Source organism: Bradyrhizobium sp. PUT101 (assembly GCF_052043945.1).
Lineage (GTDB): Bacteria > Pseudomonadota > Alphaproteobacteria > Rhizobiales > Xanthobacteraceae > Bradyrhizobium.
Genome location: NZ_CP197207.1, coordinates 702,166 through 726,354, shown reverse-complemented (window position 1 = coordinate 726,354; position 24,189 = coordinate 702,166). Strand labels below are relative to the sequence as shown.

General features: G+C 64.4%; 21 protein-coding genes. 15 read left to right on the top strand and 6 right to left on the bottom strand.

The genetic code is table 11. The annotated features are described in order from the left end of the window. Position 1 precedes the first annotated feature (1 nt). The 3 genes from ACSHT2_RS03520 to ACSHT2_RS03510 all read right to left on the bottom strand — a co-directional run bounded on the left by ACSHT2_RS03520 (position 2) and on the right by ACSHT2_RS03510 (position 3,320). Entirely contained in the window at positions 2-913 is a 912-nt protein-coding gene (locus ACSHT2_RS03520; protein ID WP_319334643.1) for a carbohydrate ABC transporter permease, read from the bottom strand. After that, a complete protein-coding gene (locus ACSHT2_RS03515) occupies positions 913-1,851 on the bottom strand; it encodes a carbohydrate ABC transporter permease (protein ID WP_319334647.1) in 939 nt (312 codons plus the stop codon). The genes ACSHT2_RS03520 and ACSHT2_RS03515 overlap by 1 nt, the downstream gene beginning before the upstream one ends. A gap of 128 nt (positions 1,852-1,979) precedes the next feature. Then, complete coding sequence (locus ACSHT2_RS03510) at positions 1,980-3,320, bottom strand: ABC transporter substrate-binding protein (RefSeq protein WP_440640407.1); 1,341 nt, start codon at positions 3,318-3,320, stop codon at positions 1,980-1,982. Positions 3,321-3,801: 481 nt separating this feature from the next. Between ACSHT2_RS03510 and ACSHT2_RS03505 the strand changes: the two genes are divergently transcribed. Both ACSHT2_RS03505 and ACSHT2_RS03500 read left to right on the top strand, forming a co-directional pair. Further along, the gene (locus ACSHT2_RS03505; protein ID WP_440640406.1) at positions 3,802-4,590 is read left to right on the top strand and encodes a Spy/CpxP family protein refolding chaperone; all 789 of its coding nucleotides are present in this window, start codon (positions 3,802-3,804) and stop codon (positions 4,588-4,590) included. Between the two features lie 112 nt (positions 4,591-4,702). Further along, a complete protein-coding gene (locus ACSHT2_RS03500; protein ID WP_440640405.1) occupies positions 4,703-5,080 on the top strand; it encodes a response regulator in 378 nt (125 codons plus the stop codon). Positions 5,081-5,124: 44 nt separating this feature from the next. On the opposite strand, the gene ACSHT2_RS03495 is transcribed toward ACSHT2_RS03500, so the two are convergent. Beyond that, complete coding sequence (locus ACSHT2_RS03495) at positions 5,125-5,328, bottom strand: hypothetical protein (protein WP_440640404.1); 204 nt, start codon at positions 5,326-5,328, stop codon at positions 5,125-5,127. Positions 5,329-5,471: 143 nt separating this feature from the next. Further along, on the bottom strand, positions 5,472-6,443 hold the full coding sequence (gene glk, locus ACSHT2_RS03490; protein WP_440640403.1) for a glucokinase: 972 nt from the start codon (positions 6,441-6,443) through the stop codon (positions 5,472-5,474). 247 nt (positions 6,444-6,690) lie between these two features. Between glk and pncA the strand changes: the two genes are divergently transcribed. From pncA to ACSHT2_RS03425, 13 genes are all read left to right on the top strand, one after another. Next, positions 6,691-7,335, top strand: coding sequence for a bifunctional nicotinamidase/pyrazinamidase (gene pncA, locus ACSHT2_RS03485; RefSeq protein WP_440640402.1), 645 nt, complete (start codon positions 6,691-6,693; stop codon positions 7,333-7,335). Positions 7,336-7,351: 16 nt separating this feature from the next. Then, positions 7,352-8,467, top strand: a complete 1,116-nt coding sequence (locus tag ACSHT2_RS03480; protein ID WP_440640401.1) for an alpha/beta fold hydrolase — start codon at positions 7,352-7,354, stop codon at positions 8,465-8,467. A gap of 140 nt (positions 8,468-8,607) precedes the next feature. Further along, entirely contained in the window at positions 8,608-10,641 is a 2,034-nt protein-coding gene (locus tag ACSHT2_RS03475; RefSeq protein WP_440640400.1) for an NAD(+) synthase, read from the top strand. Between the two features lie 37 nt (positions 10,642-10,678). Further along, positions 10,679-11,062 (top strand): GrlR family regulatory protein, encoded by a 384-nt coding sequence (locus tag ACSHT2_RS03470; protein ID WP_440640399.1) that lies wholly within the window; start codon positions 10,679-10,681, stop codon positions 11,060-11,062. Positions 11,063-11,163: 101 nt separating this feature from the next. Continuing rightward, positions 11,164-12,420 (top strand): DUF1236 domain-containing protein, encoded by a 1,257-nt coding sequence (locus tag ACSHT2_RS03465; protein ID WP_440640398.1) that lies wholly within the window; start codon positions 11,164-11,166, stop codon positions 12,418-12,420. A 453-nt stretch (positions 12,421-12,873) separates the two neighbouring features. Then, entirely contained in the window at positions 12,874-13,689 is an 816-nt protein-coding gene (locus ACSHT2_RS03460; RefSeq protein WP_440640397.1) for a sugar phosphate isomerase/epimerase family protein, read from the top strand. A 28-nt stretch (positions 13,690-13,717) separates the two neighbouring features. Next, positions 13,718-15,355 carry an ABC transporter substrate-binding protein gene (locus tag ACSHT2_RS03455; RefSeq protein WP_440640396.1) on the top strand — a complete coding sequence of 546 codons (1,638 nt, stop codon included), beginning with the start codon at positions 13,718-13,720 and terminating at the stop codon, positions 15,353-15,355. A 1-nt stretch (position 15,356) separates the two neighbouring features. Continuing rightward, complete coding sequence (locus ACSHT2_RS03450; protein WP_440640395.1) at positions 15,357-16,340, top strand: ABC transporter ATP-binding protein; 984 nt, start codon at positions 15,357-15,359, stop codon at positions 16,338-16,340. Beyond that, positions 16,337-17,323 (top strand): ABC transporter ATP-binding protein, encoded by a 987-nt coding sequence (locus ACSHT2_RS03445; protein ID WP_440640394.1) that lies wholly within the window; start codon positions 16,337-16,339, stop codon positions 17,321-17,323. The genes ACSHT2_RS03450 and ACSHT2_RS03445 overlap by 4 nt, the downstream gene beginning before the upstream one ends. Beyond that, entirely contained in the window at positions 17,323-18,252 is a 930-nt protein-coding gene (locus tag ACSHT2_RS03440; RefSeq protein WP_440640393.1) for an ABC transporter permease, read from the top strand. Before ACSHT2_RS03445 ends, ACSHT2_RS03440 begins: the two co-directional genes overlap by 1 nt. Beyond that, on the top strand, positions 18,249-19,109 hold the full coding sequence (locus ACSHT2_RS03435; protein ID WP_319334689.1) for an ABC transporter permease: 861 nt from the start codon (positions 18,249-18,251) through the stop codon (positions 19,107-19,109). The genes ACSHT2_RS03440 and ACSHT2_RS03435 overlap by 4 nt, the downstream gene beginning before the upstream one ends. 270 nt (positions 19,110-19,379) lie before the next feature. Beyond that, positions 19,380-21,230, top strand: a complete 1,851-nt coding sequence (gene ilvD / locus ACSHT2_RS03430) for a dihydroxy-acid dehydratase (RefSeq protein ID WP_440640392.1) — start codon at positions 19,380-19,382, stop codon at positions 21,228-21,230. A gap of 218 nt (positions 21,231-21,448) precedes the next feature. Then, entirely contained in the window at positions 21,449-21,772 is a 324-nt protein-coding gene (locus ACSHT2_RS03425; protein ID WP_440640391.1) for a hypothetical protein, read from the top strand. Positions 21,773-22,636: 864 nt separating this feature from the next. On the opposite strand, the gene ACSHT2_RS03420 is transcribed toward ACSHT2_RS03425, so the two are convergent. Continuing rightward, the gene (locus ACSHT2_RS03420; RefSeq protein WP_440640390.1) at positions 22,637-23,701 is read right to left on the bottom strand and encodes an acyltransferase family protein; all 1,065 of its coding nucleotides are present in this window, start codon (positions 23,699-23,701) and stop codon (positions 22,637-22,639) included. Positions 23,702-24,189: the final 488 nt, after the last annotated feature.

The following is a 24,189-nucleotide window of genomic DNA, read 5'->3' as shown; positions in this document are numbered from 1 at the left end:
ATCAACCCTTTGTCGCGCCGGCGGTCAGGCCGGCAATGTAGTAGTCCATCAGGAAGGCGTAGATGATCAGCGGCGGCGCAGCGCCGAGCAGCGCGCCGGTCATGATCTGCCCCCAGTTGAAGACATCGCCCTTGATCAGCGTGGTGGTGATGCCGACCGGCAGCACGAGTTGGTCCACCGACGTCGTGAACACCAGGGGATAGAGGAACTGCGCCCAGGACACCGTGAAGGCGAAGATGGTCGCGGCGATCAGCCCCGGCAGCGCGACGGGAATGAAGATCCGCGTCAGGGTCTGCAGCCAGGAGGCGCCGTCGATGAGGGCGGCCTCGTCCAGCTCCTTCGGGATGGAGGCGAAATAGCCGATCATGATCCAGGTGCAGAACGGCACGGTCAGGGTCGGATAGATGAACAGCAGCACATACCATCGGTTGAGCAGCGTGATCCCGGTCAGGTCCTGGACCACCGCGAGCATCTTGAACAGCGGAATGAACAGCAGGCTGTCGGGGACCAGATAGGTGAGAAACACCCCGGTCGCGAGCGTCGTCGAGCCCCAGAACTTCATCCTCGCCAGCGCAAACGCCGCGGGAATGCTGATCAGCATGGTGACCATCACGACCACGATGGAAACGATGGCGGAATTCCAGAAGAAGCGCAGAAACTGGTTCGAGGTCAGAAGCTCGACGTAGTTCGACAGGGTGGGATGAAACACCCACCAGGGATTGGTCGCCGCCGAGATCTCCGCGCTGCTCTTGAGCGAGGTGATCAGCATGTAGATCGGCGGAGTGAGCGAGAATATCGCGAACAGCACCAGGAAGAAGTAGGACCAGCGCAGCGCCCAGGTGCGATCCCGGCTCATGCTCCGGTATTTGACCTTGCGCGTGGGACCGCCTTTGTCGATTGCGAGCGTGCTCATCAGGCTTCGTTCCCACGTTTGCTGACATCGCGCAGAATGAAGATCGCCGCGACTGCGAGGATCGGCACCATGAACAGCGAGACGCAGGCGCCGAGCGGAATGTCGCTGCTCTGGATTCCGACCTGGAATGCCCAGGTGGCGAATATATGCGTGGAGTCCAGCGGGCCGCCGGACGTCAGGATGCGCACGATGTCGAAATTGGCGAAGGTCACGATCAACGAGAACAGCGTCGTGATGGCGATGATGTTGCGCATCATCGGCAGCGTGACGTACCAGATCCGCTGCCACCAATTGGCGCCGTCGATGGCGGCCGCCTCGTAGAGCTGGTCCGGCACCGATTTCAGCGCCGCCAGGTACATGATCATGAAGAACGGTGCGCCGTACCAGACGTTGACGAGGATCACCGAGAAACGCGCCCAGAAGGTATCGCCAAGCCAGGGGATCGGGCCGATGCCGAAGAAGGACAGCGTGTAGTTGAAGGCGCTATAGGAGGGGTCGAACAGCCACAGCCAGGCCAGCGTGCTCATGGCGGGCGGGATCACCCAGGGCACCAGCAGCATGCCGCGCCATTTGCGCTGGCCCTTGGCCGGCAGGTTGTGGACGAAGTGAGCGACGATGAAGCCCAGCAACGCCTTGAAGAACACCGCGGTGATGGCGAAGATGCAGGACTGCCTCACGACCATCCAGAACGTGTCGCGCTTGAACAGGAAAGTGAAGTTGCTCAGGCCGACGAACTTCTGCATCGACTTGTTCAGCGTCGCGAGATGCGCGGAGTAGATGGCTGGATAGAGCACCAGCAGCGCGATCAGGAGAATCAGCGGAAGCGTCAGGAAGAACGCCACCGTCGACTTCCGCCTGAGCGCGTTGTGTAAGCTGGTGCGTTTGCGCGGGTTCGCGGCGCGGACGGAGCGACCCTGCTCAACGACGACATCGGCCATGGTCAAACTTTCTTACGGAAGATTCAACGGGGAAGCCGGCCGCATCGACCGGCTTCCCCCGACAAGGTGACGGGCGGAATCATCGGCGGCTTACACCCAAGCACGTGAGCCGCCGTGGCGCACAGGCATCAGCTCCGCATGAAGCCTTCGCACTCGCCTTCGGCCCAGGCGAGCGCCTGCTCCATCGTCTCGCCCCTCGCATAACGCAGCGCCAACTTGGTCAACGTCGCCTGGGAGTAGATCTGCTGCGCGATCTTCGGCGGCGCCGGCGATGCCGCGATCGACATCGTCTGGCTGTGGTGCGGATCCGGATAGTGATAGAGCGTGCCCTTCGGCGGGCCTTCCTCGGCCCAGGTCTTCAGCTTCGTCAAGTTCGCGAAAGACGGAAGGTCGTAGCCGCCGCTCGCAGCGACGAATTTCTCAATCGAGGACGGCTGCGAAAGGTGGGCGAGCAGGCTCTTGGCGGCTTGCTTGTTCTTGCCGAAGGCCCATACGCCCCAGAAGTACGGCAGGAAGGGTGCGAAGCGGCCCTTCGGACCGGCCGGCATGCCGTGGGTCCAGCATTGCTCCGCAACCTGCGGGGCATCGCGCTTGGCCACCGCCCAGGCGCTCGGCGGATTCAGGATGAGCGCACCACGGCCCGAGATCAGCCATTTGTTGTTGGACGCATCGTCCCAGGACGCTGCGTCAGGCGGCAGGACGGCAATCAACTTCTTGTAGAACTCGAGCGCCTGCCGGACCGCGTCCGTCTTCACCGTGACATCGCCCTTGGCATTGACGAGCTCGGCGCCGAACGACTGGAAGATCGCGCCGGCCGTGTCGACGCTGTCGGTGGTCTCGCCGAGGCCGATGCCAAACGCAAAGCCGGCCTTCTGACAGGCCTCCGCCGCCTTCAGGAAGGTCTCCATGGTCCAGTTGTCCGCCTTGGGCGCGGCACCGGCCGGATACATCTCCTGCACGTCGATACCGGCATGCTTCTTCATCAGGTCAATGCGGGAGCAGGGCCCCTTGATCTGGCTGCCGACGGTCGCGGGCACGGCAAGCCATTTGCCGCCGGCCTGGCCCAGATACTTGACGGTGCCGTTGACGTCGCCGTTCTGCTTGATGATCGGCTCCATGATGTCATTGACCGGCTCGAGCTGGTCGGCATAGGCGTGCGGCCACCAGGTCGGCATCTGGAGAATATCGTGACCGGATTTCGCCTGCGCCTCGGCGGCGACCGTCAGTTCGAGCTTCTTGTTGTTGCTGGTGATGTAGTCGATGGAGACTTCGACCTTCTCCTTCGCCGCCCATTCGTTGACGAGGTCGGTGGAGGCCTTGTTGGCGCCCGGCACCCAATGGTCCCAGAAGCCGATCGAGAGCTTTCCGGCGGCATAAGCGCCCCGGACATAGGGCGCGGTGATCAGCGCCGCGGAGGACATTGCAGTGGCAGCCACAAATTGACGTCGCGTCAGTGTCTTGCGTGACATCTCGTTTCCTCGCTTGGGTGTTGTTGTTGGAGTTTCCTCAGACAGACTTCTTTATTGAGTTCTTGCTGTTGGCTTTTCTTGTTGGTGCCGTCGGCCCGCGTGAGCAATTCACGCAAGCCGCAGCAAATTGGTAGCGCGATCAGATCATGATTGATCGCATCTGTCGAGGAAGCCGAACGGCTCCGCGTCTAAAACTAACGTTGTGTCCGGAAGCGTCGTGACGCATGTCGAGGCGACGCGTCGCAGGCGCACGGCGCCCGTTGTTTTTGCGACGCACACTTCGCGGCGAGCTGTTCGGAACGATCCGTTGCGCATTTACGCCGCAGTTTCGAATAAGCCTGCATAACCGCTTCGCGTGAAAGACTTTTCCGGCGTGGACAGCAATCGGCTGCGTCTGGACCTCGAAGCGGCGGAAACGATAGAGTTGAAGCTGGCGGGGCTCCCGCACGATAGGCCAGTCAGATCGACGATGGAGACGAGAATGATCAATCCGGCACTGCCAGCGCGGCTTTGCGTGCGGCGATGGTTCGCGCTGGGGTCTGTGCTCGCGCTGTTGCTCGGTGCCGCCGCGGTGGCGAATGCTCAAGGTTTGGTCAAAGGCGTTCAGGAAGGCGCGGCGGCCGGGAACAAGGCGGCCGGTCCGGTCGGTGGCGTGCTCGGCGGCGCGATCGGCGGCGTGGTCGGCGTCTTCACCGGCGTGCTCGGTGTCGGCAACAACAATCAGCCGCCCGCCACCAAGGACTCCGCCAAGGACGCCAAGCAGCAGGGGGCGGCCAAGGACAAGGATGCCAAGAGCACCAAGGCGAGCAAGGGCGCCAAGGCGAGCAAGGAGGCCAAGAACGCGCCGCAGGACAGCAAGGGCAGCAAAGACAATAAGGATGTCACGGTCCTCACCCAGACCGGCGCCCCGCAGCTCACCGCCGAGCAGATCGTCGCCAACAGCGATTCCTACATCGAGCGGATCAAGACCCAGCTGAATCTCACGCCGGATCAGGAGAAGCACTGGTACGGCTTCTCGAGCGCGATGCACTATCTCGGGCATAATGGTGCAGAGCGGCTCAACCTGCGGGTTGCGCGGGCCAAGCGGGATCCACCCGATGACATCATCGAGCAGATGCGCAACGAGGCCCAATTCCTGATCGATCGCGCCGCCGACCAGCGCAACGTGGCCGACGCCGCCGAACCGCTCTATTCGAGCCTCGACGACAAGCAGAAGCAGGTCTTCATTCAGGAGATGGTGCGCCTCAGCCACGAGCGCGGATTGGATTGATCAAGTTGAATCGGCTCGCTCGCGTCTGAATTAACGGCGTCCGCCACGAATTCGTGAATCCTCTCCGCAATTCGGTTATGGTTAGCTTCGTAGGGCTGACTGCGGGGGTGATATGGCGGACGGACTCTCCGTTTTCCTGGTCGAAGACGAGGCGTTGATCCGGATGATGATCGCCGACATGGTGGAGGAACTCGGCCACCGCGTCGTCGCGGAGGCGGACAATGTGCGCGACGCCAGCGCCTTTGCAATGACCGCGCAATACGATATGGCCATCCTCGATATCAATCTCATGGGCGTCTACGTCGATCCCGTCGCCGACCTGATCGAACGTCGCGGAAAGCCGTTCTTCTTCGCCACAGGCTACGGGCCGGAACTGCTGCCGTCCCTGCTTCGGCGCAGGCCGATCCTGCGCAAGCCGATCGCAATGGATCAGCTCAAGGCGATGATCGATTCGATGTTTCCCGAGCCGTCAGCCAAAATCCCAAGCTGACCGATCACGCTCGAGGCGCACGGCCGGAGAGCGATTCAACCGGCTCAGTTGCGACCGTTCCTCAGCACCCTGGCAATGGTGTGGGCGGTCATGGCCGCGCGGTCCGACGCGCGCTGGACAGCCAGCCGGTCGCGCGCCTTTTCCTCGATCAGGAGTTCGATCAGGGCCAACCGCTTGTCTTCATTGTCCGCTTCGCTCAGCAGACGGTGATAGCGGTGATAGTCGAAACCCAAATCCTGCTTACGCATGTCACGCCCCGCAACTACGCCGCGCACGCTTGAATTGTTTCTCATCTGAAACATGCACGCAAGCACGTTCCCGCCTGGAACCGGGCGCGTGCTGAATCATCTGTGAATTACTGGAACCCGCGAGCGGCGGGGAGCAATCAACCTCAGTCCGCAGTGTGGTCGGCAAACATCTTCAGGCCGACGAAGCTCGCATCGGGCTTGATCACGAGCCTGGTCGGGATGTTGCGAAGATAGTCCTGGAAGCGTCCCTTCGCTTCAAAGCGTGCCCGGAACGCCGAGGCCGCAAGGAACTCGCGAAAGCGCGGCACGATTCCGCCGGCGATATAGACGCCGCCGCGGGCGCCGAAAGTCACCGCGAGATTTCCGGCTACGGAGCCGAGGGTGGCGCAAAACATCTCCAGCGTCGCGCGGCTGACGGGACAGCTGCCGTCCAGCGCGGCCTTGGTGATGGCGGCGGCATCGCGGTGCGGCACCTGGACGCCGTCGATCTCGGCCAACGCTTCGTAGAGGTTCTGCAGTCCGGAACCCGAAAGTGCGCCACGCTCGATGGAGACATGGCCGAGGCGCCGGCGCAAGCAGGCAATCACGCGTTCCTCGCGCTCGCTCTCCGCCGGCAGGGTCGCGTGTCCGGCCTCAGTGACGACGGCCAGTCGCGAACCATGGCGTTCGATCAGACAGGAGACACCAAAACCAGTTCCGGGCCCGACGACCAGCAACGGCTCTCCGGGCAAGCCATCGTCTCCGCCGAGCGGGATCAGGTCGGCAGGCTGCAAGGCGGGCAGGGACCAGGCCACCACCTCGAAGTCGTTCAGCACATGGACGCTGTCGAAGCCGAGCGCGGGCTGCAGCTCGTTGCCGTCGATGATCCAGGGGCTGTTGGTCATGACGCAGCGGTTGTTGGTGACAGGACCCGCCACGGCAAGCACCGCTCTTTGGGGCTGCTCGCCGCCTGACCGGCGCGCCAGGACATCCGCGATGGCTTCCCGTACGGTCGGGAAGTCGGCGACCTTCACGTAATCGATCGGTCCGGTCTGATCGTTCCGGCTCAGCGCGAAGCGCGCATTGGTGCCGCCGATATCGGCGAGAAGAATTGTTCCTGTCTTGCCGATGCCCATGGCCCTGCGGCTTCCGCGGCCTTGCCGGCCCTCGGGAACCTTTGCCTCCGTTCCTGATCCGATCCGCAAGCGCGGATGGTTCGAGAATCCTCGCTTGGTTGTTCCTAGTCAACACGGATAAGGTCAAACCGTTGCATTCTGGACAAATCGTGGCCGTCAGCGGTATCGCCGCCCGCGGTCGGTAGTTGCTAAGCTGCGCCGGAAGATCGACATTGGGAGGAAGCATCCGGCGCCTGACGCCGGGCGGATGGATTGGGGCCTTGAAATGAAGATTTCCGATCGCGACGTGCTGCTGGTGATCGACGTGCAGAACGACTTCTGCACCGGCGGGGCACTCGCCGTTCCCAGTGGCGAGAAGGTCGTCCCCACCATCAATCGGATCGCCCAGAAATTCGCCAATGTGGTGCTGACCCAGGACTGGCATCCGAGCGACCACGTCTCGTTCGCGTCGAACCATGCGGGCAAGGAGCCGTTCCAGGCCATCGAGCTCGACTACGGCATGCAGGTGCTATGGCCGGCGCATTGCGTGCAAGGCACGGCGGGCGCTGAATTTCATCGCGATCTCGACGTGACGCGGGCAAGCCTCGTGGTGCGCAAGGGCTTTCGCCGTGGCATCGATTCCTATTCGGCGCTGTTCGAGAACGACCATCGGACGCCGACCGGACTGCTTGGTTATTTGCGCGAACGCGAACTGAAGACCGTCTTCGTCGCCGGTCTGGCGCTGGACTTCTGCGTCCGCTTCTCGGCGGAGGATGCGCGAAAGGCGGGGTTGGAGGTGGCCGTCATCGAGGATGCCTGCCGCGGCATCGATCTCGACGGCTCGGTGGCCGTGGCCCATCAGAGTTTCAGGGACCTCGGCATCGCTGTCGTCAGCCTCGAGGCGTTCCTGTGAGGATATCGAGGTAGTCATGGTGGAGAAGACCGCCAAACAGCCACGTGGACCAGGGCATGCTCCTGATGATCCACGACTGTGGCCGTTTGCGGCGGCGCAGCTTGCCATGGATGCCTGCTTCTGGTGGCTGGAGCGCGGCCCCGCGGAGCAGGGTGAGAGCAATCTGGCATGGACGACACCGAACAGTGTTGCGTTGGAGCTCGCAACGATGCAGCTGCGCGATTGCTCGCAGACCCGGTCCGGCCAGCCGGCGCTGGTCTGCGCCCCCTATGCGCTGCATCGGGCCCTGATCGCCGATTTCGCGCCAGGCCATAGCGTCGTGCGATCGCTGCAAGAGGGCGGTGTCGACCGGATCTATGTCACCGACTGGCGGTCGGCCACTCCGAGCATGCGCTATCTCTCGATCGACAGCTATCTCGGCGATCTGAACGTCGCTATCGACGAGATCGGCGCGCCGGTCGATCTCGTCGGCCTTTGCCAGGGCGGATGGCTGTCGCTGCTCTACGCGGCGCGCTTTCCGGCCAAGGTGCGGCGGCTGGTGCTGGTCGGTGCTCCCGTGGACTTGTCGATTGATTCTTCGCTATCCCGGCTCGCCCGCAACGCGCCCGAGTTGGTCTACGACCAGCTCGTCGCGCGCGGCGGCGGCAATGTCAGCGGCGAGGAGATGCTGCGCTTGTGGTCCAAAGCGCCGAACCGCGACGACATCGTAGCTGCATTGCAGAGGGATCTCTCGGACGAGGAGGGTACGGCACTGCTCGCGCGCTTCGACCGCTGGAACGCCGAGACGCTCAATCTGCCGGGCACGTATTATCTCGAGATCGTCAACAGGATTTTTCGGGAGAACCGGATTGCCGCGGGCACTTTCGTTGCGCTCGGCCGCACGGTTGATCTGAAGGACATCAAGGTACCCGTGTTCCTGCTGGCTGGGCTCGACGATGACGTCGTGCCGGCTGCGCAGGCGCTCGCCACTGCCGGCCTCCTCGGCACTCCGCCGGCCTTCATTGCGGCGGCGTCCGAGCCCAGCAACCATCTCGGCCTGTTCATGGGCGCGCGCACCCACGCGCATGCCTGGCCCCGGATCGCCGAGTGGCTGCGCGACGATCTGTCGTGCGTGCTGGCCCGTCGCGCCTGAGCTTGCCGGCGCTGGGCAGGCCGCCCTGCAAATCCGTTATGCATGACGGCGGATGGCTCGCACGGAACCCGGTCGATGGGCTACATATGGTCGGGAGCTGGCGGCTTCGGCAGCGATGAGATTTGAGGGTACTGCGCTCGATGACTTTTCACTCGATTTACGCTCACGGATTTGCGCGCGTGGCGGCCTGTGTCACTATCTCTCATGTCGCCGATCCCACGGCCAACGCGAAGGCTGTCCTGGCGGCGGCCGACGCGTGCCACGAGCAGTCGGCGGCGGTCGCCGTCTTTCCCGAGTTGTGCCTGTCCGGCTATGCGATCGAAGACCTGGTGAAGCAGGATCCGCTGCTCGACGCGGTCGAGCGCGGGCTGGCCGCGATCGTTGAGGCCTCCGCGGGGCTGATGACGGTCCTGATCGTCGGGGCGCCGCTGCGCTTTGGTCATCGCATCTACAACTGCGCCGTCGTCATTCATCGCGGCAACGTCCTCGGCGTGGTGCCGAAATCCTACCTGCCGACCTATCGCGAGTTCTATGAGGGACGGCATTTCGCCTCCGGCGCCGGCATCGTCGGCGAGACGATCGCCTTCGGCGGCCTGCACGCACCGTTCGGCGTGGATCTGCTGTTCGCCGCCGAGGACGTTCCGGGCCTCACCATCGGTGTCGAGATCTGCGAGGACATGTGGATCCCGGTGACACCGGCTTCGGAGCTCGCGCTCGCGGGTGCGAGTGTTCTGATCAATCTTTCGGGGAGCCCGATCACGATCGGCCGGGCACGCTCGCGCGCGCTGCTGTGCCAATCGACGTCGGCGCGCTGTCTCGCGGCTTACGTCTATGCGGCCGCCGGCGCAGGGGAATCGACCACCGATCTCGCCTGGGACGGCCAGACCTCGATCTACGAGGACGGGGTGCTGCTGGCCGAGGGCGAGCGGTTTCGCCAGGGCGGCCAGATCACGCTGGCCGATGTCGACCTCGACCTGCTCAGGCAGGAACGCGCGCTGATGGGAACGTTCGACGACAACCGGCGGCAGCGTGAGGCCTTTTACCGCAAAGTGACATTCGCGCTGAAGCCGCCGGCCGCTGACATCGGTTTCCTGCGCAAGGTCGAGCGCTTTCCGTTCGTGCCGAGCGACGAGAGCCTGCTCGAGCAGGATTGCTACGAGGCCTACAACATCCAGGTCGCCGGGCTCGTGCAGCGCATGCGCGCGACCGGCACCAAGCGCGTCGTGATCGGCGTATCCGGTGGCCTCGATTCAACCCATGCATTGATCGTCGCCGCCAAGGCGGTCGACCTGCTCGGCCTGCCGCGCGAAAACATCCTGGCCTACACCATGCCGGGCTTTGCCACCGGCAGCGAGAGCAAGTCCCATGCGCTGGCGCTGATGCAGGCGTTGCGGACGAGCTGGCAGGAGCTCGACATCCGCACCACTGCAACCCAGATGCTGAAGGACATCGGCCATCCCTTCGGCAAGGGCGAGAAGGTCTACGACGTGACCTTCGAGAACGTGCAGGCCGGCCTTCGCACGGATTATCTGTTCCGGCTCGCCAACCATCACGGCGGCATCGTCATTGGAACCGGCGATCTTTCCGAGCTCGCGCTGGGCTGGTGCACCTATGGTGTCGGCGACCAGATGGCGCATTACAACGTCAATGCAGGCGTGCCGAAGACGCTGATCCAGCACCTGATCCGATGGGTGATCTCATCCAGGCAGTTCAGCGACGACGTCAATCGGACGCTTGGCGCGATCCTGACCGCCGAAATCTCGCCCGAACTGGTGCCGGTGCAGCCCGGCGAGAAGCCGCAGAGCACGGAAGCGTCCGTCGGGCCTTACGAGCTGCAGGATTTCAACCTGTTCTACACGCTACGGTTCGGCATGCGGCCCTCCAAGATCGCCTTCATGGCTTTCCAGGCGTGGAAGGACGTCGCCAAGGGCGAGTGGCCGCCAGCATTCCCGAATGATCGGCGCAGGGCCTATGATCTGCCGGAGATCCGCCGCTGGCTGGAAGTGTTCCTGCGCCGCTTCTTCGCCTTCAGCCAGTTCAAGCGCTCGGCCATGCCGAATGGGCCGAAGGTCTCGGCCGGCGGCTCCCTGTCGCCGCGCGGTGACTGGCGCGCGCCGTCGGATTCGAGCGCGGCCGCCTGGCTCGAGGATCTCGAAAGGAACGTGCCGGACTGATCGGTGTCGCCGATCGCGAGTATCGGGAGATGATCTGATGTCGGAAGTGGGCGCGTCAGAGACGGGTGAGGAGAGCAAGGTCGTAAACGGCCTCTACATCTTCGACATCGAGATGCGCGACGGCAAGCGCGGGCAGGCGAGAGGCGTGGTCGTGCTCTGCGACGGTCGCATCATGGGAGGCGACAGCTATTTCTATTACACCGGCAGCTACACCTTCCGGCACGGCAAGTGGCGTGGCGACTTGATCGTCAACCAGCACACCGAGGCCATCGGCAGGACGCTTGCATTCGGCGGCAGGGAGGTCACCTGCGGCTTTTCCGGCGACTATTCTCCAGGCGGTGCGGAGGTCGAAGGCATGGCACTGGTCGGCAAGACCAGCGTGACGTTCACGGCGCGACTAACGCTCAAGGATGCGATGTGAACGCGACCCGATCTGCTCACTAACCGCTACGTTCCCGCTCGGAACCTTCGCAACGACAGAACGTTCGCGTCTGTTGTTGAGAATTGTCGAGGAGAGGGACCATGCGTAAACACTTGATGTTATCGACTGCGGCCATCGGACTCATGCTCGCATCCGGCTTCGCCTACGCTCAGGCGCCCGGTGAGCGAAGGGACGAGCCGAAACGAACCGAGGAACCGGCGAAGGGCGCTGCGCCACAACGCGGTGGTCCGGCTCAAGAACGCGTTCAAGAGCGCGCGCAGAGCGCCCAGGAGCGGCTGCAGGGAGCGGGCCGCGAAGAGAAGGACGGTGCTGCCAAGCAGGAGGCGAATGACGACAAGCGGCAGCCAGCCAGTTCTGCCGAGCGCAACCAACCGAAGGCGAGGGATCAGGCACAAGAATCCCGAGAGCCTTCGCGCGATCGCAACCGTGAGGCGGAGGGCACGAAGCCAGGACGCGACAGCAAGAGCAGCGCCGAGACGAAGCAGGACAAGTCTGCGCCGCAGAAATCAACGGCCGAGTCCGAGAAGTCCAGGACCGCCCCAACTGCTCAGCAGAACGAGCGCGCGGGAGCTGCGGCCAACCAGAACGAGCGCAACCAGGCTCAGCCGCCGCGCAATGCCGCCGAGCAACAGCAGCCGGCGCAACAGACCAACCGGCCGGCAACCGCGACCGATACGAGCCGGACGGCTCCGGCCAACAATGCGCAGACTGCGCCCAGCACATCGGGCACGCAGACCAATCAGGCCAATCAGACCACCCAGACCAACACGCAGGTCAATCAGCAGGCCCAGGTGACGACCGAGAAGCAGGTGCGGATCTCCGAAACGATGAGCCGGACACGCCTCGCGCAGCCGGAGCGCAATCTGAATATCTCGATCCGGATCGGCGAGACGATTCCGCCGCGCGTGCGTCTCCACCGGCTGCCGCCCGAGATCGTCTCGATCGAGCCCGAATATCGGGACTACGAATATTTCGCAACGGACGACGAGGTGGTCATTGTCGAGCCCCGGACGCATCGCATCGTCAGCCAGGTGCCCCGCGATCCGTCGCGGGCGCGTGCACAAATGGGCGGCAACGCATCGTCGAGCATGGCGGCGGCCGGCGGAAGTCCTCTGAACTGCCAGATCATGCGGCGTGACGCCTCGGGCAATGTCGCCCAAGCGGAACCCTCGACCGTTGGCTCGACTGCGCGCACCGATTCCCTGAGCGTGACGGTCCAGATGCCCGACGGCGGCTCGTCCGCGCCGATCGCGCTCGGCGCTTCCGCGGGCAACATCGTGGTCGCAACGCAAGGGCAGGGCGACTGCACGGTGACGATCGAGCCGCAGACGCGCTGACAGCGACGACGCTGAAACGACAACGCGCCGCCCGGCAGAAACCAGCCGGGCGGCGCGATTGCGTTCGATGTCGAAAGTTTCGAGGTCCGGAGTGCCTAGGAGTCCGGACCTCGTCACCTTGCCCCAGCCTTAGATCCCCCGCCCCATGTGGTCCCCCAACCCCGAGGTGCGCGATCAGAAGGTGATGCCTCTTGAAGTGCCGCCGATCGATGTCGCGCGATGTACGCGAGATCTGAATAGGATTCAAATCCGGATCACTACGGACACAATTGAACTTGCTGCTGCGGGAATCTGCAGATGCCTGCATTGACGGCAGCACCGCTGCTCAACATCGTTGCTTGCAATGCGCAGGATGTCCACATCTCGTTAGCGCCGCTGAAGACACATTCACGGGCCTGTCATTGAACTGGTCTAGCGCTGCTCCCGTCATCGTCGACGGTCAAGGAGCAAGCCATGTCGAAGCCGGTGCTGGGCGCCGCATTGTCCATCAAATCGATCCCCGCGCATCGCGACTGGCTTCTCGAACGGCAGCGCGATCTCGAGATCCAGGATTTTTTCCGCGCCGATCTGCTCGACAGCGATTGGCGGAGCACGGCGGGCGACATCAAGCAGATGCTTTCCGGCCATACCGGCCGGCTCGGCATCCACGGGCCGTTCTGGGGTTTCAAGATCGACAGCCACGATCCGATGATCCGCCAGGCGGTGACCAAGCGCCTGCTTCAGGGGCTGGATGCCGCCGAGTTCCTCGGCGCGACGCAGATGGTGATCCACTCGCCGTTCACGACGTGGGATCACAACAATCTCGACCTCTATCCCGAGAACCGCGGCAACATCGTCGAGCGCGTCAAGGCGACGCTCGCCGAGGTGATTGCGCGCGCTGAAACCATCGGCTGCGAGATCGTCATCGAGAACATCGAGGACAAGGATCCGCGCGACCGCGTGCGCCTCGCCAGGGCGCTCGAAAGCAGCAAGGTCCGCGTCTCGCTCGACACCGGGCACGCCAACTACGCGCATGTCTCCACCGGGGCGCCCCCGGTCGACTACTATGTCGAGACAGCCGGTGACATGCTGACCCATGTGCACCTCCAGGACACAGACGGCTTTGCCGACCGGCACTGGGCGCCGGGCGAAGGCAATATCCCGTGGGTCGCCGTGTTCCGCGCCCTTGGCCGTCTGACGTCAAATCCGCGGTTGATCCTCGAGCTCCGCAATCACGACGACGTCCGCGCCGGCGCCGCCCATCTCGCCGCGCTCGGCCTCGCCCAATAACCGTCATCACAAAGGCAGGGTCATCATCATGAGCAAGCTCACCCGTCGCAGCATCCTGAAATCCGGCGGCGTCGCCGCAAGCACGCTGCTGCTCCCGCGCTTTGCGATCGCGCAAGGCGACAACCGTCCGTCGGTCACGATCGCCGTGCAGAAGGTCACCAACTCGAACGTGCTCGACGTGTTGCGCGAGCAGTCCAATGTCGGCGAGCGCGTATTCTTCTCGTCGGTCTGGGAGGGCCTGATCTCGAAGAACTGGCGTGGCAGTCTCGAAGCCGTGCCCGGCCTGGCCACCGAATGGCGCCGCATCGACGATCAGACCGTGGAGGTGAAGCTGCGCCAGGGGGTCAAGTTCCACAATGGCGACGAGCTGACGGCGGACGACGTCGTCTTCACCTTCAGCCGCGAACGCATGTTCGGCGAGACCGAGGCCAAGAACCGCTCCACCATCAAAGCGTTCGAGAAGATCCCGACGCCGCGGCCGGGCAAGGAGCTGCCGCCGGATGTGCCGGCCGTCGCCCGCCGCATCTGGCCGGACCTCGTGCGCGTCGATGCCGTCGACAAGTACACCGTGCGCTTCTACAACGCGACGCCCGACGTCACCATCGAGGGCCGGCTGTCGCGCTACGGCTCCGACATCATGAATCGCCGCGCCTGGGATGAGTCTGCGAGCTATCTCGACTGGGCGCGCAAGCCGATCACCACCGGCCCCTACAAGGTCGTCGAGCTCAAGCCCGACGTCTCGCTCACGCTCGAAGCACATGACGAATATTGGGGTGGCCGTCCGCCGCTCAAGCGCATCCGCTTCCTCGAAGTGCCTGAAGTCGCGAGCCGCATCAACGGCCTGTTGTCGGGCGAATACCAGTTCGCCTGCGACATCCCGCCGGATCAGATCGCCGGCATCGAGAAGAACGCCGCGTTCGAAGTGCAGGGCGGCACCATCCTCAATCATCGCCTGACCGTGTTCGACAAGAACCACGCCCAGCTCGCCAATCCGCTGGTGAGGCGCGCGTTCACCCATGCGATCGACCGCCAGGCCATCGTCGACAGCCTGTGGGCCGGCCGCACCCGCGTGCCGAAGGGCCTGCAGTGGGAATTCTACGGCGACATGTTCAACGCCGACTGGAGCGTGCCCGCGTATGATCCCAAGCTTGCGCAGGATCTGCTCAAGCAGGCCAATTACAAGGGCGACCCGATTCCCTATCGCCTGCTCAACAATTACTACACCAACCAGGTCGCGACCGCGCAGATCCTGGTCGAGATGTGGAAGTCGGTCGGCCTCAACGTGCAGATCGAGACCAAGGAGAACTGGTCGCAGGTCATGGAGCGTGGACCCGCGCGTGCCGTGCGCGACTGGTCGAACTCGGCCGCGTTCAACGATCCCGTGTCCTCGCTGGTCGCCCAGCACGGGCCGAACGGCCAGCAGCAGCAGATCGGCGAATGGACCAATGTCGAGCTGAACAAGCTCTCGGAGTTCCTGGAGACCTCGACCGACCGCGCCGCGCGCAAGAAGGCGTTCCGCCGCATGCTGGAGATCGCCGAGCGCGAAGACCCCGCCTACACGGTGTTGCACCAGAACGCGACCTTCACCGCCAAGCCGAAATCCATCAAGTGGAAGGCATCTCCCGCCTTCGCGATGGATTTCCGCGCCGGCAATTTCGAGGCCTGACGTGCCGCAGCTGGTCAGCATTGCAGGCCTGAGCGTCGCCTTCAGCGGCGTGCCGGTCCTGCGCGGCGTCGATCTCACCCTGGAGAAGGGCGAGGCCCTCGGCCTGGTCGGCGAGTCCGGGTCGGGCAAGTCGGTCACATGGCTCGGCGCGCTGGGCCTCCTGCCGCGCCATGCGCAGGTCTCCGGCTCGGTGCGGCTCGATGGACGAGAGATCCTCGGCGCGTCGGCTGCCGAACTCGATCGCGTGCGAGGCGGACGCATTGCCATGATCTTCCAGGATCCGGCGAGCGCGCTCAACCCGGTGCTGACCATCCGCAAGCAACTCTGCGAGGCGCTGGCGCTGCATCGTGATCTCCAAGGCAACGCCGTGAAGGCGGAAGCGAGACGGCTGCTCGATCTCGTCGGCATTCCCGACGCGGCGCGGCGGCTCGAAGCCTATCCGCACGAATTCTCCGGCGGCCAGATCCAGCGCATCATGATCGCGATGGCGCTCGCCGGAAATCCCGATCTCCTGATCGCGGACGAGCCGACCACGGCGCTTGACGCCACCATCCAGGCCCAGATCCTGGAGCTGCTCTCGACGGTCCGCCGCGAGCTCGGCATGGCGATGGTGCTGATCAGCCACGATCTCGGCGTCGTCGCCGAGAATTGCGACCGTGTCGCGGTGATGTATGCCGGCCGCATCGTCGAGCAGGCGCCCAGCAACCAGCTCTTCGCCGATCCCGTGCATCCCTATGCGCAGGGTCTGATCGGCGCGCTGCCGCCACTCGACGGACCGCGCCGGCGTCTCACCGCCATTCCCGGGACGGTGCCTGATCCGGCGCACATGCCGAGCGGCTGCGCCTTCGCGCCGCGCTGCACGCTGGCGGCGGAGCCGTGCCGCCTTGCCGCTCCCAGCCTGGCGCCGATCGCGGATGACCGCAGCGTCGCCTGCATCCGCGCCGAGACCTCGCGCCGCGCGCTGCTTGGGGTCGCGGCTGAATGAGCCCGCCGCTCGTCGGGGTGTCCGCGATCTCGCGCAGCTATGCCATGCGCTCCGGAATGTTCGGCCGCAGCACGGCCGTGCACGCGGTCGATGGCGTGTCGCTCACGATTGCCAAGGGCGAAACGCTGGGTCTCGTCGGCGAGTCCGGCTCGGGCAAGTCGACCACGGGACGCATCGTGCTCGGCCTCGAGCCGCCAGATAAGGGCGAAGTGCGCTTCCAGGGCAAGCCGATGGCCGCTGCCGGGACGACCGCCTGGCGTGCGCAGCGGGCACGCATGCAGATGATCTTCCAGGATCCGCTCGGCGCGCTGGACCGGCGCCTGCCGGTGGCGACGCAAATCCGCGAGCCGCTGGACATCCATGGTCTCGGCACGCCCGCCGAGCGCGAGGAGCGCGTCCGCGAGTTGCTTCGCGCCGTCGAGTTGACGCCGGCGCATGGCGGGCGCTACCCGGGCGCACTGTCCGGCGGCCAGCGCCAGCGCATCGTGCTGGCGCGGGCGCTCGCGACCAAGCCTGATTTCCTGGTCTGCGACGAGCCGGTCAGCGCGCTCGACGTCTCGATCCAGGCGCAGGTGGTGAACCTGCTCGCCGATCTTCAGGCCCGGCTGTCGCTGACGCTGTTGTTCATCAGCCACGATCTGCGCGTCGTCAGGCAGATCAGCAATGTCGTTGCCGTAATGTATCTCGGCCGCATCGTCGAGATCGGCAGCGCCGACGACCTGTTCGCGCGGCCCGAGCATCCTTACACCCAGGCGCTGGTCTCTGCATCGCCCGCGCCGGGCCGCCGCAGCGCCGGCCGCATCGTCCTGTCGGGCGATCCGCCGAACCCGGCGGCACGACCGAACGGCTGCGCCTTCCACCCGCGCTGTCCCCGCGCCATCGCGCGCTGTGCGAGCGAGGTACCGACACTCGCGGCCGTCGGCGGCAACAGGCAGGTCGCCTGTCATCTCGTCACGGGCGCCGCGGCAAGGGACGCAGCCTGATGGGACGCTATTTCGCCATTCGGATCGGGCGCGCGGCGCTGACGATCGTGCTCGTCGTCACCTTCGCCTTCGTCGTGCTTCGCCTCTCCGGCGATCCCGCGTTGATGATTCTGGGACCCGAGGCGCCGCCCGAGGTGCTGGCCGCCTTCCGCAAGGCCTGGGGCCTCGATGATCCCATCTGGTTCCAGTATCTCGATTACTTCGGCGCAATAGCCAAGGGCGAGCTCGGCCGTTCCATGCGCGACGGACGGCCCGCGATCGAGCTCGTGCTGGAGCGCATCCCGGCCACGCTGACGCTGACCCTGCCGGCCTTTTTCTTCAAGGTCGCGCTCGGCGTTCCCGCCGGCATCTACGCCGCGCTGCATCGCGGCTCCGCGATCGACCGCGCCGTGATGATGACGGCGGTCGCCGGCTTCACGGTGCCGAGCTTCGTGCTGGCGCTGCTGCTGGTGCTCGTCTTTGCCGTGCAGCTCGGCTGGCTGCCGTCTGGCGGACAGGACAGTTGGCGCCACGCCATCCTGCCGATCGTAACCCTCAGCCTTGGTGGAGCTGCGGTGCTGGCGCGCTTCACCCGCAGCGCGATGCTGGAGGTGCTGGGGCAGCCCTATATCCGCACCGCCTCGGCCAAGGGGGTGCCGTGGCGCAAGGTGGTGACGTCGCATGCGCTGCCGAATGCGGCGATCCCGACCGTCACCATTCTCGGCTTCATGGTGGGCACGCTGATCGCGGGTGCGGTCGTGGTCGAGAGCGTGTTCGCCTGGCCGGGAGTAGGGCGCCTGCTCGTGGTCGCCGTCGCCAATCGCGATCTCGCGGTCGTGCAGTGCATCCTGTTGCTGGTCGCGATGACCATGGTGACGTCCAACCTGATCGTCGACTTCCTCTACGGCTTCCTCGACCCACGGCTGCGCGCGAAGGGAGCCCACGCATGACCGACGCGACGCTGAAGGACACTGCGGTTCGCCGCCGTATCAGCCTGCCGGCAATTCCGGTCTCGGTCGCGCTCGCGGTCGCCTGGATCGTCGCGATGCTGCTGATCGCGGCTTTCGCGGAGAAGATTGCGCCTTATGGCTTCACCCAGCTCGACCTGCGCAACCGCCTCGCGGCGCCCGGCAACGCCGCGCACTGGCTGGGGACCGATGAGCTCGGCCGGGACGTGCTGTCGCGGCTTCTCGTTTCCATCCGCATCTCGCTGCTGATCGCTTTCGGCGCCACCGCGATCTCGGCGATCGTCGGCACCACGCTGGGCTTCCTCGCCGCGCATTTCCGTGGCGCCGTGGAGCAACTCGTGCTGATGCTGTCCGACTTCCAGGCCAGCATGCCCTTCCTGATCATGGCGCTGGCGGTGCTCGCCTTCTTCGGCAATTCGCTGCCGCTGCTGATTGGCCTGATGGGCCTGTTCGGCTGGGAACGCTATGCGCGCATCGCGCGCGGCCTCGCCATCTCGGCCAATGCGCAAGGCTATGCGGCGGCCGTCCGCCAGTTGGGGGCGACGCCGTCGCGGATTTACCTCCGGCATATCCTGCCCAACATCGCCTCGACCCTGATCGTCTCGACCACGCTGGTCTTCCCTGAAGTGATCCTGATGGAATCCGGGCTGTCCTTCCTTGGCCTAGGCGTACAGCCGCCAATGACCAGCCTCGGCAACATGGTCGGCTATGGCCGGGAATACCTTACCCGGGCACCCTGGATCATGCTGGCGCCGGCCGCCACGATCGTCGTCACCACGCTGGCGGTCTCCGTGATCGGCGACTGGCTCCGCGACCGGCTCGATCCGACCCTGCAGTAAATGCTCCGTAATGGCCCGGCTTCTCCCGGCCATCCACGTCTTTGCCGCGCAGAACCAAGAACGTGGATGCCCGGGACAAGCCCGGGCATGACGGCTGAGACCGCCTGTGCCCACGCGTCGGGAGCAGGGGAGGCCTGCGATAGGCCGATCCGGGCCGGTTCGCGGCAAGTTCCCGTTGCGCCTGATCACCCCGTGCGCTATCCGGCCGGAAAGGCCTGAGGCGGCTCCACATTTTCCCGCCCGGCCCCCAAACCCAGGACGGAAACCGCCATGCCAGCCTATCGCTCCCGCACCACCACCCACGGCCGCAACATGGCGGGCGCCCGCGGCCTCTGGCGCGCGACCGGCATGAAGGACGCCGATTTCGGCAAGCCAATCATCGCGGTCGTCAACTCCTTCACCCAGTTCGTGCCCGGCCACGTCCACCTCAAGGACCTCGGTCAGCTCGTGGCCCGCGAGATCGAGCAGGCCGGCGGCGTCGCCAAGGAGTTCAACACCATCGCCGTCGACGACGGCATCGCCATGGGCCATGACGGCATGCTCTACAGCCTGCCCTCGCGCGAGCTGATCGCCGACAGCGTCGAGTACATGGCCAACGCCCACTGTGCCGACGGCCTCGTCTGCATCTCCAATTGCGACAAGATCACGCCCGGCATGCTGATGGCGGCGCTGCGTCTCAACATCCCCGCCGTATTCGTCTCGGGCGGCCCGATGGAGGCCGGCAAGGTCAAGCTGCAGGGCAAGACCAAGGCCGTCGATCTGATCGATGCCATGGTCGCGGCGGCTGACTCCAAGGTCAGCGACGACGACGTCAAGGTGATCGAGCGCTCGGCATGCCCGACCTGCGGCTCGTGCTCCGGCATGTTCACCGCCAACTCCATGAACTGCCTGACCGAGGCGCTGGGCCTCGCGCTGCCCGGCAACGGCTCGGTGGTCGCGACCCATGCCGACCGCAAGCGCCTGTTCGTCGAGGCCGGACACACCATCGTCGATCTCGTCCGCCGCTATTACGAGCAGGACGACGCCTCGGTCCTTCCGCGCAACATCGCGAACGTCAAGGCGTTCGAGAACGCGATGACGCTCGACATCGCGATGGGCGGCTCGACCAACACCGTGCTGCATCTGCTTGCCGCCGCGCACGAAGGGGAGGTGGCGTTCACCATGCAGGACATCGATCGCCTCTCGCGCCGCGTGCCCGTGCTGTGCAAGGTCGCGCCGTCGGTCGCCGACGTTCACGTCGAGGACGTGCACCGCGCCGGCGGCATCATGGGCATTCTCGGCGAACTCGACCGCGCCGGGTTGATCGACACCTCGGTCTCGACCGTGCACGCGCCGACCATGAACGATGCGCTGGAGCGCTGGGACATCAAGCGCACCAAGAGCGAGACCGTGCGCACCTTCTACCGTGCTTCGCCCGGCGGCATCCCGACTCAGGTCGCCTTCAGCCAGGAGCGCCGCTACGAGGAGCTCGACACGGACCGCGAGACGGGCGTGGTGCGCGATCTCGAACACGCCTTCAGCAAGGACGGCGGTCTCGCCGTGCTCTATGGCAACCTCGCGCAGGACGGCTGCATCGTGAAGACCGCCGGCGTCGACGCCTCGATCCTGAAATTCTCCGGCCCCGCGCGCGTGTTCGAAAGCCAGGACGCCGCGGTCGAAGACATCTTGGGCGGCAAGGTCGTCGCCGGCGAGGTCGTGGTCATCATCTACGAAGGCCCGCGCGGCGGCCCCGGGATGCAGGAGATGCTGTATCCGACCAGCTACCTGAAATCGATGGGCCTCGGCAAAGCCTGCGCGCTCGTCACCGACGGCCGGTTCTCCGGCGGCTCGTCCGGCCTGTCGATCGGCCATCTGTCGCCGGAAGCGGCGGAAGGCGGCAACATCGGTCTCGTGCGGACTGGCGACGTCATCGCCATCGACATTCCGAACCGCAGCATCACGCTGGAGGTCTCCGACGAGGAGCTCGCCAGCCGCCGCGCAGCGGAAGAGGCGAAGGGCGACGCCGCCTGGCAGGCGACGGGCCGCAAGCGCAACGTCTCGACCGCGCTGCAGGCTTATGCCGCGCTCACTACCAGCGCCGCGCGCGGCGCTGTGCGCGAGGTGAAGCGTCGCTCGAACTGAGCACGCGCCATTCGCCTGACGCGCATGGTCAACAAGTTCTGAACGGTCGGCGAAAGCCGGCCGTTCGCATTAAGGATGCCCCGACGAAGTTCGGCAAGGCAAGGTTTTGCGGCGTATACTGCGCCGACCTTCGCAAATCCAATTCGGGCAACTGGGGCACCACCACAATGTCTCGTACTCTTGCTGTCGTTTTCTCAACGGTCGTTGCGGCGATTTCCATGACGGGTGCGGCCTCCGCCGGCTGCTACAATTGCTACGCACCGCCGCCGTGCCAGACCTGCTATCAGCAGCAATACGTGCCGCCGCAATACCGCAGCGTCGACGAGACCGTGATGGTGTCGCCGGGCGCCGTGGTCGCGCACCGCAGGCCGGCGCAGTACCGCACCGTGATGGTGCCGCAGACCGTGATGGTCGCGCCCCCGAGCGTCCAGTACGAGCGCATCCCGCCGCAATACGCCACGCGCCAACGCGTCGAGATGGTCTCGCCGGGCTATTCCTATTACGCCCCGGTGCAGATGGGCTGCGCGTCCTGCGGCTACTGAGCTGACAGCAAAGAGCATCGCGCGGCGCTCCCTCGGGGGCGCGCATTTTTTTGCCGGTGCAAGGAAGCCGATCCTGAACCGCCAGGCCCAGAACGAAACGGCATGGCTGGGCCCAGGGTCGGGGCTCAAGGACCCGCGGTCGCGGGGAATCCGGCTGAACCACGCCGGGAACCTGCGCGATTCCTTCGGCCTCGGCACTTCGGAGCGCGAACGGGCAGAACTTTCCATGATCGCCGGCGCAAACAGGATTCACGATCGTTGGTACCGGGGCACCCGATCGGCGGGCTGCGGAAACAGCAACGCCGCCTGCTTGAAATGATGGCAGGCGGCGTTGCTCCAGCCCCAGGGAGGGAAATGCAAAATCCCCGGTTAAAGGTAGGTCTGCATGGCGCGTGCCAAGGTTCATGTGCCAGGCTGGGACAGTCATCGAGCCGCCAACCCGCTGCGAATTGACGGTTGCTGGTGGGGGCTTCGCGTATCTTGCCGCGCGTGAGGATCCATCGCCCAGAGACCGAAGAAGTCACCTTCGGAAGCGGTCCGATCTGGAACAATCCCAGTTCAAGGAACGATATTCGGCTGGCGCTTAATGAAACAATGCTGAATGCCAATCCAGCCAATCCAACCGCAACGAGCAGCGCCTCACCGGTTATGAAAGGGATGGGTGGGATCTGCGCGCTTTCAGGAACTCAAGTTGGTCCAGTTCAAAGCCTCGCAACCGCCGTTGCAGCGGCCACCACTCCCTTTGGGATGTCAACCATCAAATACCGGGCTGGCACCAAGTACGCCGTACTGGTTTGATCTGGCCGTAAACGCTGGAGCCGGCACATCATCGGTCTCCTTGATAAATTTCGAAGCGATGGAGTTCTAATCAAGAACCTGTATGCGCGGTTGCGCCTGAAGGCGAAACTTCCCAGTGAGAAGGCGCGCAATTACCTTGTGCCTGTTCTCACCGATGGAGGCGAGGCCGATGGCTACCACATTGGAGATAGCCACCGCGAGGACGAATACCGGCACTCCCCGGTCGGGGAACAGCAGCCAAATCGCCGACATGATGGTGTGATGAACCAGGTAGAGCGAAAAAGAATAATCGGCAAAAAATCCGATCGTTCTCTGCACCCTCTGCGACGTGAGTCGGTGACTTGATTGAGTCGCTGCGACGATGCCGAACACCACCGCTGCCAACAATGGATATCCCACGAAGCTGTATTCATTGCCGGCGGGTGTGATCGCGACAAAGGCCGCGGCGCTGACGAAAGCCAAGAGGGCGGCCGCGGGCAGCCGATAGGGCAATCTTGCCACGACATAGATTGCGGCTCCGGCGAGCCAGAGCGAGAACAGGCCGCGGCCGACTCCGTCGCTTTGGAAGGCGCCGAACAGGAAGTGAGCCGGGGTCTGGCCGAAAAACAACGCCACGGGCGCCAGCAGCGGGATTGTCCTGGGATTCCGGCACATGAAGAACACGGACCCGGCGAACATATAGATGTGCCACTCGATCGCCAGTGTCCAAAGCGGGCTGGCTGACCCGAATGCCGACCATTGCAGCGTGTCGGGATACACGCCGCGGTAGCCCTCCAGCATGAACAGATTGGCGATGAAGGTCTTTAGCGTGTAGTAGCGCGCAATCGTCGGTTCGGCGGTCAGATAAAGCACGAACCCATCAACGACGACGACAAACATCAAGGCCGGGATGAGGCCCGAATAGATCCTGGCGAAGCGGTCAATGAAGAATTGCAGGAATCCATAATCCGGGTTTGACGATCGTGAAACGAGTGTGTGGGTAATCAGAAATCCCGAGAGCAGGAAGAACAGGAGAACGCCGACGTTTTGAATGTACGGGAGACCAGCCGGCCAGGGGCCGATGAAGAAGGAATAGGCATGCCCCACACAGACCATCTGAGCGGCAACCGCGCGCAGCAGATCGAGCGTCACGGATGTATCGTTCTTTGATCTGTCCAGGCTGAAACTTATCCCCATGCGGTCCGAATAGCATAACGGGGGCGCCAATGCGCCCCCGAAAGGGGATGGATTTTTTACCAAATCAGGTGCAGACGAAGCTATAGACCGCATTTCCTGGTAGGAATTGCCCTGACGCTTGGCAGCGTTGGGCGGCGGTTCGAATTGGGTGGCGCATTGGCGTGCGTCCCAACTTGGCCATTGTTGCCGGGAGATGCTGCTCGGTGGCGGCCTTGACGGTTGGCTATGCAGAGGGGCTCTTTGCCAAACCTAATGTGACTGCCACCACCACCGGCAGAAGCCATCCGACAAGATCGACCGCTGTCATGGCCGGACCGAAACGGTTGTACTTCGCTTGTGCTCCGGCGGGTAAGGCTCAGCTCAAGCACTTAATCTTGCTGAGTTTTTGGCGGAAGGGGTGACCCTAGCGTTGGGGCGTCACGCGACATCACCAGCGATCACGA

What these genes read in the sequence shown, in the direction of transcription:
- ACSHT2_RS03520 (WP_319334643.1), bottom strand. Translation starts at nt 913, where the DNA reads ATGAGCACGCTCGCAATCGACAAAGGCGGTCCCACGCGCAAGGTCAAA.
- ACSHT2_RS03515 (WP_319334647.1), bottom strand. Translation starts at nt 1,851, where the DNA reads ATGGCCGATGTCGTCGTTGAGCAGGGTCGCTCCGTCCGCGCCGCGAAC.
- ACSHT2_RS03510 (WP_440640407.1), bottom strand. Translation starts at nt 3,320, where the DNA reads ATGTCACGCAAGACACTGACGCGACGTCAATTTGTGGCTGCCACTGCA.
- ACSHT2_RS03505 (WP_440640406.1), top strand. Translation starts at nt 3,802, where the DNA reads ATGATCAATCCGGCACTGCCAGCGCGGCTTTGCGTGCGGCGATGGTTC.
- ACSHT2_RS03500 (WP_440640405.1), top strand. Translation starts at nt 4,703, where the DNA reads ATGGCGGACGGACTCTCCGTTTTCCTGGTCGAAGACGAGGCGTTGATC.
- ACSHT2_RS03495 (WP_440640404.1), bottom strand. Translation starts at nt 5,328, where the DNA reads ATGCGTAAGCAGGATTTGGGTTTCGACTATCACCGCTATCACCGTCTG.
- glk (WP_440640403.1), bottom strand. Translation starts at nt 6,443, where the DNA reads ATGGGCATCGGCAAGACAGGAACAATTCTTCTCGCCGATATCGGCGGC.
- pncA (WP_440640402.1), top strand. Translation starts at nt 6,691, where the DNA reads ATGGATTGGGGCCTTGAAATGAAGATTTCCGATCGCGACGTGCTGCTG.
- ACSHT2_RS03480 (WP_440640401.1), top strand. Translation starts at nt 7,352, where the DNA reads ATGGTGGAGAAGACCGCCAAACAGCCACGTGGACCAGGGCATGCTCCT.
- ACSHT2_RS03475 (WP_440640400.1), top strand. Translation starts at nt 8,608, where the DNA reads ATGACTTTTCACTCGATTTACGCTCACGGATTTGCGCGCGTGGCGGCC.
- ACSHT2_RS03470 (WP_440640399.1), top strand. Translation starts at nt 10,679, where the DNA reads ATGTCGGAAGTGGGCGCGTCAGAGACGGGTGAGGAGAGCAAGGTCGTA.
- ACSHT2_RS03465 (WP_440640398.1), top strand. Translation starts at nt 11,164, where the DNA reads ATGCGTAAACACTTGATGTTATCGACTGCGGCCATCGGACTCATGCTC.
- ACSHT2_RS03460 (WP_440640397.1), top strand. Translation starts at nt 12,874, where the DNA reads ATGTCGAAGCCGGTGCTGGGCGCCGCATTGTCCATCAAATCGATCCCC.
- ACSHT2_RS03455 (WP_440640396.1), top strand. Translation starts at nt 13,718, where the DNA reads ATGAGCAAGCTCACCCGTCGCAGCATCCTGAAATCCGGCGGCGTCGCC.
- ACSHT2_RS03445 (WP_440640394.1), top strand. Translation starts at nt 16,337, where the DNA reads ATGAGCCCGCCGCTCGTCGGGGTGTCCGCGATCTCGCGCAGCTATGCC.
- ACSHT2_RS03440 (WP_440640393.1), top strand. Translation starts at nt 17,323, where the DNA reads ATGGGACGCTATTTCGCCATTCGGATCGGGCGCGCGGCGCTGACGATC.
- ACSHT2_RS03435 (WP_319334689.1), top strand. Translation starts at nt 18,249, where the DNA reads ATGACCGACGCGACGCTGAAGGACACTGCGGTTCGCCGCCGTATCAGC.
- ilvD (WP_440640392.1), top strand. Translation starts at nt 19,380, where the DNA reads ATGCCAGCCTATCGCTCCCGCACCACCACCCACGGCCGCAACATGGCG.
- ACSHT2_RS03425 (WP_440640391.1), top strand. Translation starts at nt 21,449, where the DNA reads ATGACGGGTGCGGCCTCCGCCGGCTGCTACAATTGCTACGCACCGCCG.